This window comes from Clostridium sp. BSD9I1, assembly GCF_900185645.1.
Classification (GTDB): domain Bacteria; phylum Bacillota; class Clostridia; order Clostridiales; family Clostridiaceae; genus Clostridium_AK.
In genome coordinates this window covers 34,151-51,552 of record NZ_FYAM01000002.1, presented here as the reverse complement: position 1 = coordinate 51,552, position 17,402 = coordinate 34,151, and the positions used below count along the sequence as shown (strand labels likewise).

The 17,402-nt window shown below is 32.4% G+C and carries 15 protein-coding genes, 1 pseudogene and 1 other annotated feature; of the genes and pseudogenes, 13 read left to right on the top strand and 3 right to left on the bottom strand.

Translation table 11 applies throughout. From position 1 onward, the window contains the following. Positions 1-45: 45 nt before the first annotated feature. The 12 genes from BSD9I1_RS00245 (at position 46) to BSD9I1_RS00190 (ending at position 12,873) form a co-directional block, all read left to right on the top strand. The gene (locus tag BSD9I1_RS00245; RefSeq protein ID WP_186428627.1) at positions 46-2,112 is read left to right on the top strand and encodes a GGDEF domain-containing response regulator; all 2,067 of its coding nucleotides are present in this window, start codon (positions 46-48) and stop codon (positions 2,110-2,112) included. Between the two features lie 321 nt (positions 2,113-2,433). Then, complete coding sequence (locus tag BSD9I1_RS00240; protein ID WP_186428626.1) at positions 2,434-3,126, top strand: GntR family transcriptional regulator; 693 nt, start codon at positions 2,434-2,436, stop codon at positions 3,124-3,126. Between the two features lie 144 nt (positions 3,127-3,270). Then, positions 3,271-4,299: a DctP family TRAP transporter solute-binding subunit gene (locus BSD9I1_RS00235; protein ID WP_186428625.1), complete on the top strand. Its 1,029-nt coding sequence runs from the start codon at positions 3,271-3,273 to the stop codon at positions 4,297-4,299. A gap of 59 nt (positions 4,300-4,358) precedes the next feature. Beyond that, on the top strand, positions 4,359-4,853 hold the full coding sequence (locus BSD9I1_RS00230) for a TRAP transporter small permease (RefSeq protein ID WP_186428624.1): 495 nt from the start codon (positions 4,359-4,361) through the stop codon (positions 4,851-4,853). A gap of 1 nt (position 4,854) precedes the next feature. Beyond that, positions 4,855-6,135, top strand: coding sequence for a TRAP transporter large permease (locus tag BSD9I1_RS00225; protein WP_186428623.1), 1,281 nt, complete (start codon positions 4,855-4,857; stop codon positions 6,133-6,135). Positions 6,136-6,187: 52 nt separating this feature from the next. Then, a complete protein-coding gene (locus BSD9I1_RS00220) occupies positions 6,188-7,393 on the top strand; it encodes an aconitase X catalytic domain-containing protein (RefSeq protein WP_186428622.1) in 1,206 nt (401 codons plus the stop codon). After that, positions 7,393-7,800, top strand: coding sequence for an aconitase X swivel domain-containing protein (locus BSD9I1_RS00215; RefSeq protein ID WP_186428621.1), 408 nt, complete (start codon positions 7,393-7,395; stop codon positions 7,798-7,800). The genes BSD9I1_RS00220 and BSD9I1_RS00215 overlap by 1 nt, the downstream gene beginning before the upstream one ends. A 47-nt stretch (positions 7,801-7,847) precedes the next feature. Further along, on the top strand, positions 7,848-9,176 hold the full coding sequence (larA, locus tag BSD9I1_RS00210; protein WP_207653870.1) for a nickel-dependent lactate racemase: 1,329 nt from the start codon (positions 7,848-7,850) through the stop codon (positions 9,174-9,176). Between the two features lie 13 nt (positions 9,177-9,189). Beyond that, positions 9,190-10,152: a C-terminal binding protein gene (locus BSD9I1_RS00205; RefSeq protein ID WP_186428620.1), complete on the top strand. Its 963-nt coding sequence runs from the start codon at positions 9,190-9,192 to the stop codon at positions 10,150-10,152. Between the two features lie 231 nt (positions 10,153-10,383). After that, a complete protein-coding gene (locus BSD9I1_RS00200) occupies positions 10,384-11,601 on the top strand; it encodes an FAD-binding oxidoreductase (protein WP_186428619.1) in 1,218 nt (405 codons plus the stop codon). Positions 11,602-12,004: 403 nt separating this feature from the next. Beyond that, on the top strand, positions 12,005-12,265 hold the full coding sequence (locus tag BSD9I1_RS00195; protein WP_035311866.1) for an autorepressor SdpR family transcription factor: 261 nt from the start codon (positions 12,005-12,007) through the stop codon (positions 12,263-12,265). An 11-nt stretch (positions 12,266-12,276) separates the two neighbouring features. Continuing rightward, the gene (locus BSD9I1_RS00190) at positions 12,277-12,873 is read left to right on the top strand and encodes an SdpI family protein (RefSeq protein ID WP_186428618.1); all 597 of its coding nucleotides are present in this window, start codon (positions 12,277-12,279) and stop codon (positions 12,871-12,873) included. A 138-nt stretch (positions 12,874-13,011) separates the two neighbouring features. Here BSD9I1_RS00190 and BSD9I1_RS00185 read toward each other — a convergent pair whose 3' ends face one another. The 3 genes and pseudogenes from BSD9I1_RS00185 to BSD9I1_RS00175 form a co-directional block, all read right to left on the bottom strand. Further along, positions 13,012-14,154: a PLP-dependent aspartate aminotransferase family protein gene (locus tag BSD9I1_RS00185; RefSeq protein WP_186428617.1), complete on the bottom strand. Its 1,143-nt coding sequence runs from the start codon at positions 14,152-14,154 to the stop codon at positions 13,012-13,014. A 128-nt stretch (positions 14,155-14,282) separates the two neighbouring features. Next, positions 14,283-14,357 (bottom strand): annotated as a pseudogene (locus tag BSD9I1_RS00180) (SAM-dependent methyltransferase); the annotation flags it as partial. A gap of 54 nt (positions 14,358-14,411) precedes the next feature. Further along, positions 14,412-14,661: a binding site (T-box leader), on the bottom strand. Between the two features lie 171 nt (positions 14,662-14,832). Continuing rightward, entirely contained in the window at positions 14,833-15,111 is a 279-nt protein-coding gene (locus tag BSD9I1_RS00175; RefSeq protein WP_186428616.1) for a YmaF family protein, read from the bottom strand. Between the two features lie 260 nt (positions 15,112-15,371). On the opposite strand from BSD9I1_RS00175, the gene cooS reads away from it, so the two are divergent. Further along, positions 15,372-17,387, top strand: a complete 2,016-nt coding sequence (cooS, locus tag BSD9I1_RS00170; protein WP_186428615.1) for an anaerobic carbon-monoxide dehydrogenase catalytic subunit — start codon at positions 15,372-15,374, stop codon at positions 17,385-17,387. The last annotated feature ends 15 nt before the right edge of the window (positions 17,388-17,402 follow it).

Below are 17,402 nucleotides of genomic sequence, written 5' to 3'. Positions count from 1 at the left end.
ATTGCTAGAGAAAAAATTATAGAATAATAGGAGCATTAAGATAACATGATTGCAGAAATATTTGAAAAAAGAAACTTTTCGATCCTAGTAGCAGATGATTCTAGATTTATGAGATATACAATGAGAAATCTTTTAGAAGAAGAAGGATATAATGTTATTGAAGCTGAAAATGGTAAACAAGCACTGGAATTGTTTTTAGATCAGAAACCAGACATTATTTTAATGGATTATTTAATGCCAGACTTAAACGGCATTAATGCTTGTGACCAGTTACAGAAATTGCCTGGTGGGAGCAACACTCCTGTTATTATAATTACTTCTATTGAAGATGAAAACTCCATAAATTTAGCTTTTGAAGCTGGAGCTACTGATTATATCAGCAAGCCCATAAATTGGGCTGTCTTACGGAAACGTATAAGTCGATTACTATATACAAGATATACTGAAAAAAATCTTAATAAAGAAGAGGCGTTTGCAAGTTCTATAATTGATAATGCAGCTGAAGGAATTATAACTATAGACAACAATGGAAGTATTAAATATACTAACAATGCAGTTGAGAAAATGTTCCAATATAATTCTAGAGAGCTAATTGGCAAAAATATTAATATGCTTATTTCAGAATTTAATTATACATATAGTAGACTAGTAAATATCAACATAGAGTTAAGTGGTTATAGAAAAGATAAGTCAGTTTTGCCTCTTGAACTTACGATAAGTAAATTTGGAGTAGGTGAAGAGAAATTTTATACCCTTATTCTTAGAGATATTACCGAAAGAAAAAACTATGAGGAAATAATAAGACATCATGCATTTTATGACTATCTAACCGAACTTCCTAATAGATTTTTATTAAAAGAACGTGTAGAGCGTGAAATTGATAAAAGCAAGGTTGTTAATAGAAGGTTTGCTGTGCTATATCTTGATTTAGATAGATTTAAGTTTGTCAATGATACTCTTGGTCATGATAGCGGAGATAAATTGCTACAACAAATTGCTGAAAGGCTAAAAAAACATATACATTCAACTGACACTATTGCCAGAATAGGGGGCGATGAGTTTGTAATTTTATCATCTAAAGTGACCTGTAAGAAAGATATAATGGAATTCTCAAGCAAGCTTCTCAAGGTAGTTAAAGAGCCACTAATAATAGATGCTCATGAGATTTATATTTCTGCAAGTATTGGAGTTGCTATTTATCCAGAGCATGGTGAAGATAATAGGACTTTAATGTCTAATGCAGATGTTGCTATGTATGAGGCTAAAAGAAGAGGAAAAAATAACTTTCAAATTTATACAGAGTCTTTAAATGTAAAAGCTCTAGAGCGATTAAATTTAGAAAACAGTTTACGTCATGCCTTAGAAAAAAATGAATTTATAGTGTATTATCAGCCTAAGGTTCATGCTAAAACAGAGAAGTTGATTGGAGCAGAAGCTTTGATACGCTGGAATCACTCTAGCTTAGGATTAATTTCACCTGATAAATTTATACCTTTAGCTGAAGAAACGGGATTAATTATTCCTATTGGAGAATGGGTATTGCGTACTGCTTGTGCTCAAAACAAGGCGCTGCAAGATTCAGGATTTCCTCCTTTAACTATATCTGTTAACCTTTCTACACTTCAATTTCATTTGCAAGATTTGAAAAAGGTTGTGCAAGAAGTATTAAAGGAAACAGGATTAGAGCCTCAATACTTGGAACTAGAAATAACGGAAAGTATAGCTATGCAAAATGTAGAATATACTATTAAAACTATTAACGAAATAAAAGAAATGGGAGTAAAGTTTTCTATAGATGACTTTGGAACGGGGTACTCCTCTTTAAGTAAGTTAAACAGTTTATCCGTAGATAAATTAAAAATAGATAAGTCTTTTGTAAGTGAAATAGGTGGAGAAAAAAATGATTCTATAATTGCTTCAATAATTATGTCACTAGGAAAAAGTCTTGAATTAGAGGTAGTTGCTGAAGGGGTAGAGACTCAAGAGCAAGTTGATTTTCTGAAAGAAAATACTTGTGATGAAATGCAGGGCTATTTTTTTGGAAGACCTATGTGCAGTGAAGATTTTATTGAATTTTATAATGGAAAACTAAAAGAGGGTAAGAGGTATTAGGTTGACTATATACAAATAAAAAAGTGAACACAAATGTCAAATGACAAGTAAATTATAATACTAAGAAGAGCTTTCTAAATAATAGGAGGCTCTTTTATATCGGGGAAATTATAACATATCCATAAACCAACCACTTTTGTAATTATTATGGGAGGCAAAATATTAAGATATGAAAAATTAAATGTTCATATTGATAATACAAAAAATATAGTGATAATTCAGAATGATACTTGAAAAATATTCCAAAGTATAGTAACCTGTATACAGGTGGTATATTAGTGGAATATAGTTGCATATAATTACATTAAGGAGGGCTTGTTAATGGCAGAATACGCAAGTTTAAAAGGTATGAAAAAGAATGAAATTAAAAATCTTACTAGCATTGCTTATGAAACGATAAAAAATTCAATTATAAATAACGAAATTAAACCTGGAGACCATCTAAGTGAAACTATAATTGCACAAACATTAGGTATGAGTAGAACCCCTATACGAGAAGCAATAAAAATCCTGCAAAGTGAAGACCTAGTAGAGGTGCACAATGGCGTTGGAATTTTTGTTAAGCATGTTACTATAAAAGATATTTACGAATTATTTGAGGTAAGAGCAGCACTCGAATGCACTGCATTACGATCTGCTATGGAAAATATTACAGAAGGTGAAATAAACCACATGGAAGAAAAGTGGATTGACTTGAAAAACAGAGCAGATTTAGGTGAAGAAATTGATTTAGATGAAATTGCACACTGGGATAATGAACTACACTCACTTATTGTTAGAAAGTGTAATAATAATTATTTAATTGATATTATGAGCAGTATAAAGTTGAAAGTTTTAAGATTTCAACGTATGTCTGCTAAATCACTAGGTAATGAAAAGGATACCATTAATCAACACCTGGAGATCTTAAAGTTGCTGAAGGAAAGAGATATTGATAAATTGTCACAGCTATTAAGAATTCATATTAAAAAAGCAGGCGAAAATATTGCAAATAACCCTGATTGGAATTATTAACTCATAAGGTTAACTCATTAAATTAACATAAAATCCTGAAACAATTATATTTAGAAAATCAGGAGGTGTTAAACAAATAAGATTAATTTAGTTATAAAAAGTTAATTTATTTATAGTTGGTTTAATAAGAAGGGGGAAATTAGTATGAAAATGAAAAAGTTATTATCAATTTTATTAACTGTTTCTTTGGCTTGTTCTCTTATGATTGGTTGTTCAAATAAAGGTGGGGATTCGAAGGAGACAAGCGGTACTAAAAAAACTGTAATTAAACTGGGGCATGTTGAGGCAGAAGACAGATCAACCCATAAGGCATCTTTAGAGTTTAAAAAGTATGTTGAAGAACAATCCAAGGGTGCAGTTACTGTAGAAATATATGCAAATGCACAGCTTGGCGGTGATAGAGAAATGACAGAGGCTGTAGCACTTGGAACTATACAAATGACCATGCCATCAACATCAGTACTTACTACTTACAGTCCTAAATTTGGAATACTTGATATGCCTTTTATATTTAACAATGCAGAATCTGCATTTAAAGCTGTAGATTCTGAGCTTGGTACTGAGCTTAGTAAAAATCTAGACAAGGTGGGTATTCACAATTTTGGTTACAATTATAATGGTGTAAGAAATATAACTAATAGCAAACGTCCAATAAATGAACCTAAAGACCTTGAAGGCGTAAAAATGAGAGTTATGGAAAGCCCAGTATTTATCGATATGTTTAAGTGCCTAGGATCAAATGCCACTCCTATGGGCTTCGGAGAATTATTTACTGCACTACAACAGGGAACTGTAGATGGACAAGAAAATGCTGCTTCATTGATTTACGCAACAAAGTTCCAGGAAGTACAAAAATACCTTAGTCTAACAAATCATACCTATGGATTTTTAGCTGTAATTATAAATGACAAGTTCTACAAGGGTTTACCAGAAGATATTCAGAAGATCGTTGCTGATGGTGCTAAAAAGTACTTAATTGATTATCAAAGAAAGTTAGAACTTGAAGATAATGATAAATACATTGAAAAGCTTAAATCAGAGGGCATGAAGGTAAATGAAGTAACGCCTGAAAATCATGCTAAGTTCGTAGAAGCAGTTAAACCTATGTATGAAAAGTATAAAAAGGAAATCGGACAAGATATGTTTGATTTAGCGTCTAAGGCTAACAAGTAAAAAGGGAAGGGGAAATTCTTCCCTTCCTCAAATAAATATAATATGGGGGATGGTTGCAATTGGGTAAATTATCACGCTACTACAATAAGTTAGAAGAATATTTGCTAGTTGCTAGTTTGATTTTTACTGTAATTATTGTTTTTATACAAGTAATAATGAGATATTTATTTAATTCTTCATTATCCTGGAGTGAAGAATTAACACGTTATATTTTTATATGGCAGACATGGCTAGGTGCAAGTGTAGGGCTTAGAGAGCGTAAGCATATTAATATAGAGCTTTTAAATGGAGTTCTTAAAGAAAGAGGACAAAACGTTATAAACACAATTGCACTTATTATTTTGCTTGGTTTCTGTATTTTCTTGGTTTTTAATGGAAACGAACTCGTAATGGATTTAGTTAATAAAGGTTCTGTATCATCTGGAATGAGGATTCCTATGTATTTTGTTTATGCTGCATTACCTTTTAGTGCATGTATTATGGCACTAAGATTATTAGGTCAAATATATGAAATGATTATAAAGGGACCTAAGGCAAAGGAGGGTGATGTTTAACATGGAAGCTATCGTATTATTTGGCTCATTTGCTTTGCTTATATTGCTCAGTGTTCCTGTAGGATTTGCAATTGGTATAGCAACACTTGTGTCACTAGCGTTATTTTCAGATATACCTTTAGTACTTATTACACAAAATTCAATAACAGGAATTAACTCTTTTCCTTTAATGGCAATACCATTTTTTATATTAGCAGGCAACCTAATGAGCACAGGTGGTGTTGCAAAGAGACTATTAAATTTTGCAAGTCTTTGCTTTGGCGCTATTACTGGAGGACTTGGAATGGTAACTACAGTTACATGTATGTTTTTTGCAGCTATATCTGGTTCGGCAGTTGCTACAACATCAGCAATTGGAGCATTTATGATACCAGCTATGAAAGAAAAAAAATACGATGTTGGATTTAGTGCATCCTTAGCAGCAGCGGCTGGAACCATAGGGGTTATTATTCCACCAAGTATTCCTTTTGTAATTTATGGAGTTGTTACCGGAACCTCAATTAGCGATCTTTTTATCGCGGGTCTCATTCCAGGAATACTTATGGGAGTAGTACTTATACTAGCTTGCTATATTTTATCAAAGAAACATGGTTATAAAGGTACTGGATACTGGCCAAAACCAAGAGAAATATGGATTTCTTTTAAGGAGGCATTTTGGGCACTCATGGCTCCTGTGGTAGTACTAGGTGGGATATACTCAGGAATGTTCACTCCTACTGAAGCTGCAGTAGTATCAGTTGTATATTCATTAATCATTGGTGCCTTTGTTTATAAAGAATTAGATTTAAGAGGAGCTTATAAAGCTTTATATGACACTATTGTAATCAATGGGATAACAACTTTCATGGTTGGTCTTTCCATGGCATTTGCAAGTTATCTTAGCTTACAACAAATCCCTGCAGCTATAGCAGGTACACTTCTTGGAATTACCACTAATAAGTTTTTACTATTACTACTAATAAATTTATTCTTACTTGGAGTTGGATGTTTGATTGATAATATACCTGCAACAATTATATTATCTCCAATCCTACTTCCAGTTGTTGTAAAACTTGGAATGTCACCAATAACTTTTGGTGTTATGCTTACAATGAATTTAGCAATTGGATTTGTAACTCCACCCTATGGAATTAACCTGTTTGTAGCGTCAGCGGTAGGAAATATTTCTATAGGAGGAATGATGAGATATATCAAGTGGTTTTTAGGTGCGTTATTTATTGCACTGGCAGTAACGACTTATATACCAGCAACTACAATGTTTTTAGTAAACTTATTGAAGTGAATATAAGTGAAATAAGGAATTTTATTTCATTAAAATTATGGGGGGTTAAGTTATGGAATTGACAAGAGATCAACAGGATATGTTAGATGGAAAATATGGTGAGGGTACTGCCCTTGCTATGAAAATTCAAGTAGCAATTGGCGAATCCTTTGATGCTAAGCGTATGGTGCCAATTACTAGAGCCCATGTTGCATTAAGTAACCAAGAGGCAGATTTATGGTTTGCAGAAAGGCTTTTAAAGGCTGGAGCACATTGCAAAATTGCTCCTACAGTTAATCCAGGTTTTTGCTTGGCATATTTTAAAAAGCTTGGAACAGTTACAGATGAGTATGCCTCATTAATGGAAAGAACTCATAATGCATATAAAAATTTAGGTGCGATCTTATCATATAATTGCACACCATACCTTGGAACAAATATTCCTCATTATGGAGAAGTTATAGCATTTTCTGAATCCAGTGCAACGCCATATGTTAACTCGGTTTGGGGAGCAAGAAGTAATCGTGAAGCTGCTCAAAGTGCACTTTGTGCTGCTATAACTGGATTTGTACCAGAATATGGTCTTCTCTTTGATGAAAACCGTAAGGGAGATATACTTGTTGAAGTTCAAGCAGATATGAAGTCTGACTTTGAATATCATCTTTTAGGATATATGGGTAAAAAGATAGGCAATGGAATACCAGTATTTACAGGGCTACCAAAAATAATTTCCCAAGAAGCTCTTATGAATCTTGGAGCACAGTTAAATACTTCTGGGGCATATGGAATGTACCATATACTAGGAGTAACTCCTGAAGCACCAACCCTTGAAGCGGCTTTTGGCGGAAAAGAACCTAAAAGGAAAGTAGTTATAACAAATGAGGATTTAGAAAATATACTTGAACAAATATCAGAGCCTGGAAATAGAAAAATTGACTTTGCACTATTTGGATGTCCGCATTTTACATTAGATCAAGTTCAGGAAATAGCAAATATCGTAAAGGGAAAGAAACTTTCCGTGGATCTTTGGGTAATGACTTCTAGTCATACTAAAGAGATGGCTGATAGAATGGGATTACTTCAAATTATTAGAGAAGCCGGTGGAGATATTGTTGAAGATACTTGTTCTGATCAGCCATGCTGGCACTTCTTAAGCGGAAAAGTAGGAGTTACAGATTCTCCAAAGCTTGCTTATTACCCAAAACGTAGAGGAATTAATCTAATCATCAGGGATTTAAAAACATGCGTTAAAGCAGCATTGAAAGGAGAAGTAAAATAATGAGTAAAGAAGTATTTTCCTGCCATAAAATTTCTGAAGGCGTTGTAGAGGGAGAAGTCCTAATTTCAACAGATGATATAATGTTTTACTTAATTGAGCCAAAGACAGGTGTTTGCATTGAAAAGGGACATTCTTTAGAGGGAAAAAACGTATCGAATAAAATATTAGTATTTCCTGGATCAAAGGGAAGTTCTGTGGTTCAAGCTGATGGACTTTATCAACTTACTTTAAATAATAATGCACCTAAGGCTATGATTATTCAAAACCCAGAAACAGTTATTGTAGCAAGTGCTATAATTATTGGAACACCAATGGTAGACAAAGTTGATAAAAAGTTTTATGAGATTGTTAAAGATGGGGATATGGTTAGAGTAGATACTAATACTGGGGAAATTACACTATTATAAAATTATTGGTAAAAATTAATAAAGTAATATAAGAGGGTGTATTAATTGTGAACGAAAGTTTGAAAATAATTAAGGTTCCCTATGGTGATAAGGAGATGCAGGCGTCAATTCCTGCTTCATCCTTACTTTTTGCAGGAGAGATGACAAAGTTTTCACCTATAGAGGATTTTGAAAAGACATTACTAGATAAGCTAGAAAATCCAATTGGGTGTGAAGCATTAAAAAATCAAGTTAAGAAAGATGATAAAATCTTAATATTAATTGATGATAATACGAGAGTGACTCCAGTAAATAAAATACTTCCTGTGTTAATAAAATACCTTACTAATGATGTGGGGATACCTCTTGAAAATATTGAAATATTAACTGCACCTGGAACTCATCGAGTGATGACAAAGGATGAAATCATCGAAAAGGTTGGAGAAGAAATCTTTAAAACAGTTAAAATTAGTCAGCATGATTTTACAGATAAAGATGCACTTATTGATATGGGAACTATTGAAGCAGATGGAATGAAGTTTCCTATTCATGTTAACAAAAAGGTTCAGGAAGTTCATTATATAATAGGACTTGGGAATATAATACCACACTCAGATGCAGGTTATTCAGGTGGTGGCAAAATTGTTCAGCCTGGAATATGTGGCTCTGCTACTACATCAGCTACACATGTTGCAGGAGCCCTTATGGAAAGGATTCCCTTAGGAAATATTGAAGATAATCCTTGTAGAAAGGGAATAGAAGAGGTAGCGAGAATAGTGGGACTTAAGTTTATTATAAATGTGGTTATGACACCAGATGGAGAGGTTACTGGAATCTTTGCAGGAGATTTTATAAAAGCTCATAGAGAAGGAGCAAAACTTGCGGCAAAGGTTTATGGAGTAGAGATACCTGAACTTGCTGATATAGTTGTGGTAAGTTCTAGCCCTTGCGATATTGATTATTGGCAAGCTGAAAAGGGGCTTATATCTGCATATTTTAGTGTGAAAAAAGATGGATATATTATATTTGTGGCTCCATGCTACGAAGGATTAGTGCATAATCATCCAAAATTAATAGAGTGGGCAAAGGCTTCTTATGAAGAATCTAAAAATATCGTAGGAAAAATTTCTTTAGATGATGATGAAGCTGATTTAGTGGCTGCAGATATTGCAATGGGCAATGCCAGAGTGAGGGAAAGAGCAAAAATACTTATTGTCACAGAAGGTTTAGATGATAAAGAAATCTCAATTCTAGGTTATAAAAAAAATGAAACTCTACAGGAAGCAGTTGACTATGCCTTAAAGGAAATTCCAGGAGGAAAAGTTGGAGTTTTACCTCGTGGAGGAGATTGTTTACCAATGATAATAAGTGCCACCCACATGGCAAGTTGCAAGTAAGATGAGGTGCAAGATGTTAAAGACTATATGGATTATTGATGGAGATTGGAAAGAATATAATATTGAAGAAAGAATGATAAAAGAAAACTTACCTGGGTATGAAATAAAATATTCTGGTAAAGATTTTTATAAGGATTTAGAGAACTTTGGGAAATATGCTGAAGCCATTATTGCTCAAATAGATATTGAAATTTCCCCAGAGGTTATTGATAAGCTGGGAAATTGCAAAATAATATCTGTATATGGGATTGGATACAATAATATTGATGTAAAGTATGCTAAAAGTAAGGGAATAATAGTTGCAAATGCTCCAAGTTATTGCATTGAAGAGGTTTCAGATCATATAATATCATTCATTTTTGAGTTCTACAAAAGTCTTAGTTCCTATAAGGATAAAATTAAGCAGGGGCTTTGGGGAGTAGATGCAATGGATTATATTCCTAAACGAATTAAGGAATCAGTGCTATTTCTCATTGGATTTGGTAAAATTGCTAAACTAGAAGCAAAAAAGGCAAAGGCCCTTGGAATGAATGTGTTAGCTTATGACCCATATGTTAATGATACTGAACTTAAGGACCATGGAGTAAAGGGCGTGACCTTTGAGGAAGGGCTTAAGCTTTCAGATTATGTAAGTATAGCGATACCTCTTAATGAAAATACAAGAGGTATGATTGGTATGAAGGAATTAAAACTTATGAAAAAAAGCGCTGTACTCATAAATGCTTCAAGAGGAGAAATTATTATCGAAGATGAACTGATTGATGCAGTTAAAAGTGGCATCATAAGAGGGGCTGGTTTAGATGTGGTTTGTAATGAACCACCAAACCCAGAAAGCGAAATATTAAATGTAGATAACATTATTGTAACACCTCATGTTTCCTATGCAAGCAAAGAATCCATGATTGAGCTAAGAGAAACAGTTGCTTTAAATGTTATTAAAGCATTAAATAATATGGAAGTTAAAAACAGCGTTTAAAAAATAATATTATTAATTGGATAAAAGAGTATTAAACTTTTAATGGAGTTAATGCTCTTTTTTATTTTATAGCAAATTATATTCTAATAAAAGGTTAGATAAAAATAGTGTAATTAGTTTAAAGATAAAATATATGATAAAAATCTTTGCTTTAAACAATAATATATACATATAAAAAATGAAAAAACATTAGTATTATAGCCTGGAATATGTTAGAGAGGATGAAGTTAAATGAATAACTTTGAAGTAGTATACGGTAAACCTTATTTTACAGAAGTAACAAATATAAAAAAGCAATATGATTATTTAAATGAATATATTGAAACGGATATAATTATTGTTGGAGGTGGAGTTACTGGTGCCATTTTAGGATATTATCTCACTAAGGCAGGAATAGATTGCTGTATTCTTGAAAAAGCAAGAATTGGGTATGGTAGCACTAGTATTACAACTGCTTTACTTCAGTATGAATTAGATGATAATTTAAGTAATCTTAAGGAATATACAAATTATGAAAAGATAATTAAATCCTATAAGTTAGGCTTAAATGCCTTAGATGAAATTGATGAATTTATAAATACTTATGGGAATTATTGTGATTATGAAAAGAAGGATGCACTTTTATATACAGCTAAAAATATAGAAGTACAAGAACTAAAAGATGAGTATAAATATAGAAAAGATAATGATATTGAGGTTTCCTTTATAGATGATAATAATAATCCCTATAGTTTTGATTTAAAGGCAGGGGTGTTTTCTAAAAATGGGGGAGCAGTTTTTAATCCGTATAAATTTGCTCATCACCTTTTAGAAGTAGCTATGACACTAGGTTTAAAGGTTTTTGAGAATACAGAAGTACAAGAAATAAATTATTATGAAGATTATGTTGAGGTTGTAGCATCCTATGGGTTTAAAGTAAAAGGTAAAAAAATAATTTGTGCAACGGGTTATAATACAAAGTTATTTACAGATAAAGCCTTTGGAACAAAGACTATTGCTTATAATATAGTTACTAAGCCTTTGAAAAAAATTGATGATATATATAAAAATATAGTTATCCGTGATAATTGTGACCCTTATAATTATGTTAGAACTACTCCAGATAATAGAATTATAATTGGAGGAGAAGATACTCCTTTTCTAGAGGGAAGGTTCTGTGGTAATATATACCAAGACAAATACAATATCCTTGAGCAGCGTTTAAAAAATATGTTTAAGGATATACCTGATATTGAAATAGAATATAAGTATTGTGGTGTTTTTGCATCTACTAATGACAATCTTGGATACATAGGAAGGGATAAGGATAGAAGATCTTTATACTATTGCCTAGGGTATGGAGCTAATGGAATATTATTTGCAGTATTAGGTGGAAAAATGTTAGTTAATTTATTTACAGGGAAGGAAGATGAAGATTTAGAATTATTCAATCCCTATAGAAATTGTTAGAAAATAAAAAGCTTATTATATATAAGAAAAGAATATTATTGATGGAGAAAATGTAGAAATAAAACATCAATAAGAAAGTATAAAGGAAGGAGTTATAAGAGAAACTGTAGTAGTAGAAGTTAGGGAAGTATAAGTGTAAAAAAGAAGATAACTTCAAGGGTATCTTCTCAGGCTGTTGATAAACATATTTTGTCAACAGCCTTTTACATTTATATAAAAATCATTTTTGTAATAAATGTAAAATATATTGGTTAAGTAGGGTTATTAAAAGCATGAATTCCTATTTTTCAGGAGGTCATTTTTATTCTAAATGATTGCATTTATATAAAATACATGTATAATATAAATATAGATATTTAGCTAATTAGTTAAATATCTATATTAGCTAGAAAGGAGTCATTATATGAGTAAGGCATTTAAAGCATTAAGTGATGAAACTCGAAGGGAAATACTAAAACTTTTAAATAAAGGGGATATGAGTGCAGGCGAAATATCGGAACACTTTAATATGTCTAAGCCTTCAATATCTAAGCATTTAGATATTTTAAGGGAAGCAGAACTTATTACATCAGAGAAAAAGGGCCAATTTGTAATATATTCTATAAATACTACAATACTTCAAGAGGTTCTTGGAAGCTTCTTAGATATATTTACAAAGAAATAGGAGGGGTTGAAATGAAGAAGTTTGACTTTACAAGGATGATATTTTTACTTACATCAATAATAATGCTAGTTTTAGTTTTTTTTGTTCCTGAAAGTAACTTAGTTGCAAGTGTTATTTTTGCTTTAATTATTATTTCATTAATTGTATTTGATATTCAAGCAGCAAGGATAACAAAACTCTCAGAGGGTAATCCTAAAGTTAAAACTGTGAGAAATATAAATAGAATGATTATAGGAATTATCATTATTTGTTCTTTATTTACAGCATTAACACCAAATAAAAGTGCACTTTATAATAAGAATAATGAATTAATAATAGTTGGTTTAATTTCAGTTTTCATCATGGGGTTCGGTAATGTTTCGCCTAAAATACCTTTTAATAGGTATTTGGGGTTAAGACTTCCTTGGACTATAAGAGATGAAGAAACTTGGAAGATTGCTCATAAAGTACTTGGATATGTATCATTTCCTCTAGCTATAATACAATTTATATTAGTATTTTTCTTTAGTATAGATAGGGTAGTTACTGCGTCTATACTTATATGGATTGCAATACCAGGATTATATTCACTAGGATTTTATTATAAAAAAATGAAAAATAATGTTTAAAATAATAAGAGTAGCATAAAAAGAGTGATTAATAATTATAGCGTATGTCTAGTTTAAATAGACATACGCTTCTTTTTTAATTAATAAATATTTTTGCTAAAATACCTATCGCCTCTATCGGGAAGAATAGTAACTATATTAAATACTCTCCTTTAATCCATTTTTGATATCTTGAATTAAATCTTCAACATTTTCTATGCCTACAGATAGTCTTATTAAATTATCTACAATACCAACCTTTTGTCTTAATTCATAAGGTATGGAGCCATGAGTCATAGAAGCAGGGTGGCAAATTAAGGATTCAACTCCACCTAAGCTTTCTCCGAAGGTTATTAAATTAAGATTTTCAAGAAATTTCTTATAATCATAGACTTCCTTAAGAACAAAGGCAATCATTCCACCATAACCCTTGGCTTGATTTGTTTGAACTTTATAACCGGGATGATTCTCAAAACCGGGATAATATATCTTTTCTATTTCTTCTCTATTTTTTAAGAATTCAGCAACAAGCTTTGCATTTGAGTTATGTCTATCCATTCTTAATGCCAAGGTTTTAATTCCTCTAATTAAAAGGAAGGAATCAAAGGGAGCTAAAACTCCTCCAGTAGCATTTTGAACAAAATGAAGTTTTTCAGCTAAATCTTTGTTATTTACAACAACAATACCTGAAATTACATCACTGTGGCCACCAAGATATTTTGTAGCACTGTGAATAACTATATCAGCTCCAAGAGTTATTGGTTTTTGTAAATAAGGAGTCATGAAGGTGTTATCAACGATAGTATATATACTTTTTTCCTTAGCTATATTTGCCACAGCTTCAATATCAGTTACATCCATAAGAGGATTTGTTGGAGTTTCTATATAAATAGCTTTTACAGTTTCATCAATACTGTTTTTTATTTCATCTAAATTTGAGGTGTCAATTATGGCATAGTGAATGCCAAAGTTTGTAAATATCTTATCCAGAACTCTAAATGTTCCACCATATATGTTATTTGAAATAACTACCTTGTCTCCTGACTTAAATAGTGAAAGTACTGCAGTTATAGCAGCCATCCCTGATGCAAAAGCAAAGCCTGCATATCCCTCTTCAAGGTCTGCAACAAGCTTCTCTAGAGCTTCTCGTGTTGGATTGCCTGTTCTTGAATATTCATAGCCTGTAGTTACTCCAAACTTAGGCTGTTTGTAAGTTGAGGTTTGATAAATTGGTACATTTACCGCCCCTGTATGTTGATCTCCATCTATTCCACCGTGTATTAAAATTGATTCAAATTTCATCTGTTTTTCCTCCAAATTATAATTTTGTTGCTTTAGCTAAGATAGCTGCTTCACTGAATTCTCTTATTTGAGAGACCTTTGCAGCTTAAATTTGTATTTTCTACTTGTATATTTCTAAAGCCGTTTCATCTTTCTTGGAAATATTCACTTCGTATAACGTTCCAGCTTTTAGCTATGGAATCAAAGTATTGTAAAGAATTCATAATAGCCCTCCTGTTTATAAATTTTTAAAAATAAAAAACTCCTGCCTCTAAAAACTTAGAGGCAGGAGTTAACTTCCGCGGTTCCACTCTAATTATCATATGTATAATAAAAACATACAATGATATCTCATTTTGGTACATACATACCTCAACGCTTTAACGGGCGTACACGCTGTCGTCTACTATATTTCAAGACAGTGCTCAAAGATGCATTCACACAAGTTATACTAAAAATCCCTTTCAGCTAGGAGGATTTTTCTCTGTTAGCTTACTTTATGCTACTATTTCTTATCACAGCATTTACTAAATCTTATTATTTTGATTGGAATACTAGATTGATAACGTGTTATAATATCAAAATGATTTTGTCAACCTAGTACCGCAGAATTATAAAAAAAATTAAAAACAATAAATAGTTGCCATATAAGATGGCAACTATCTTAAAAGAAATAAACAATATACAAAATTCTATAAGTTAATCAGCGCTAGTACAACCACATATATAATGAATGTGACCATCTGCACATCTTACTCTGGTTTCATAATAGTGATAGTGAAGTCCGTCAGGTAGTACTATTGCTGGACCTGTTTTAGTTTCATAATCATGGTCATGATCATCAAGATAGGTTGTTTCACCTTTCAGACAATGAGTATGAGGTACTCCACTTGGTGCCTTAGAAGTAATAGCACCATAATGATGGACATGGCAATCATCAAAGGATGTTGTACCTTCATAACTGTGTGAATGTTTCATTACAATGCCTCCTAAATGTTTATAGATACTAGCAGTATATGATTATTTTAGAAATTTAGTGCTCACTACGGGTAGGTAGCAAGAGAAATTATAATAAGGAGCTAATCTTATTAAAGAAATTGAATAAGCTTTTTTATTTCTAAAATAAGGAGATAATATTTTATTGACAAGGTATATAAGCGATGATAATATATAATAAACATATAGGAATAGTATGAATTTAAAATGGATATTGTAAGGGATATAGGAGGTTTTTAAATATGAATTTTAATGAAATTTATCGATATCATCACACTCATTCTCATAATGATGAACATGGACATAGCCATCATCAGCATAATGGAGGAGTTAATGATTATTTGCAGGCAGTATCTGAATATAGAAAAACTTTTGCGTCAAAGCAGGATGTTCTTGAGAAAACTCCAGATCCAGCAGTAAAAGAAATGTTATTACGTATGGAGCAAATAGGTTGTGACACAGCTTTTGATAGATTTGATCAGCAGCAGCCACAATGTAGTTTTGGTCTTGCAGGAGTATGCTGTCGTATTTGTTATATGGGACCTTGTAAAATTACTCCTAAAAGCCCAAGAGGAGTATGTGGAGCAGATGCAGATCTTATAGTTGCTAGAAATCTATTAAGGGGACTTGCTGCTGGGGTAGCAGCACATGGATCTCATGCAAGAGAAGTACTTCTTGCTATGAAAAATGCAGCAGAAGGTAAGCTTGATATACCTATTTTAGGAGAAGAAAAAGTAATAAAAACTGCAAAGCAATTTGGAATAGATATAGAAGGAAAGACAATAAATGAACTTGCATCAAAGCTTGCAGATGTTTTATTAGAGGATTTATCTAGAACTGTTCCAGGTAAATTTAAAACAATAGAAGTAAGCGCATCTCCTGAAAGAAAGAAAGTATGGAAGGACATGGACATACTACCTATAAGTGCTTACCATGAAGTTTTTGAGGCACTTCATAGAACTGGTACAGGAACTGATGGAGATTGGAAAAATGTAATGCAGCAATTCTTAAGATGTGGACTTGCTTTTGTATTTTCAGGTGTAGTTGGTTCCTCTATTGCAACAGATAGCCTATTTGGGACAGGTGGCAGAAGAACTTCAAAAGTTAATGTTGGATCATTAAAAAAAGGATATGTAAACATAGCAGTTCATGGACATTTACCTGTTCTTGTAAGTGAAATAGTAAAGGTAGGACAAAGTGAAGAGTTTATTAAATTAGCTAAAGAACATGGAGCCAAAGGAATACAATTTTATGGAATATGTTGTTCTGGTCTTTCAGCAATGTATAGATATGATGGGGTAATTCCATTATCAAATGCCATTGGAGCAGAATTGGTTCTTGGAACAGGGGCGCTAGATCTTTGGGTTGCTGATGTTGAAGATGTATATCCTGGAATTATGGATGTTGCAAGATGTCATAAGACAACAATTGTTACGACAAGCGATTCTGCAAGACTTCCAGGAGCAGAACATTATGCTTATAAACATGATCATTCTAATATAAATGAAACTAGTGCTATTGCTAGAAAGATAGTTACAAGAGCAATTGAAAGCTTTACAGATAGAAGAGAAATACCGGTATTTATTCCACCATATGAAGTTGATGCCGAAGTTGGTTTTACAGTTGAATACATTCAAAGCAGATTTGGAGGAATGAAACCAATTGTTGAAGCGCTAAAGAGTGGGGAAATCTTAGGTATTGTTAACATTGTAGGATGTAATAATCCAAGGGTAATTTACGAAAAGGCAACTGTAGATGTAGCAGAAACGCTACTTAAGAATAACGTTCTTGTATTTACTAATGGCTGTGCATCATTTCCATTATTAAAACTAGGTTTCTGTAATACTGATGCGCTGCAAAAGACAGGAGAAGGGTTAAGAAGTTTCTTACAGCCAGACCTTCCACCAGTATGGCATATGGGAGAATGTATAGATAATGCAAGAGCATCAGGAGCCTTTGGAGCCATAGCAAACGAAGCTGGACAAGCAATTAAAGACATGCCATTTGCTTTTGCGAGCCCAGAATGGTCAAATGAAAAGGGAATAGGGGCAGCACTTGGATTTAGACTTAATGGTATCAATTCATATCACTGTGTTCATGCCCCAGTACAAGGCTCTGATAATGTTATGAACTTCTTGTACAAGGGAACAAAGGAAACATTAGGTTCAACTATGAATGTAGATGTAAATCCAATAAAATTGGCAGATAAAATAATAGAAGATCTAAGAGAAAAGAGAAAAGCACTTGGCTGGAAATAAAGTTTACAGAAAAGA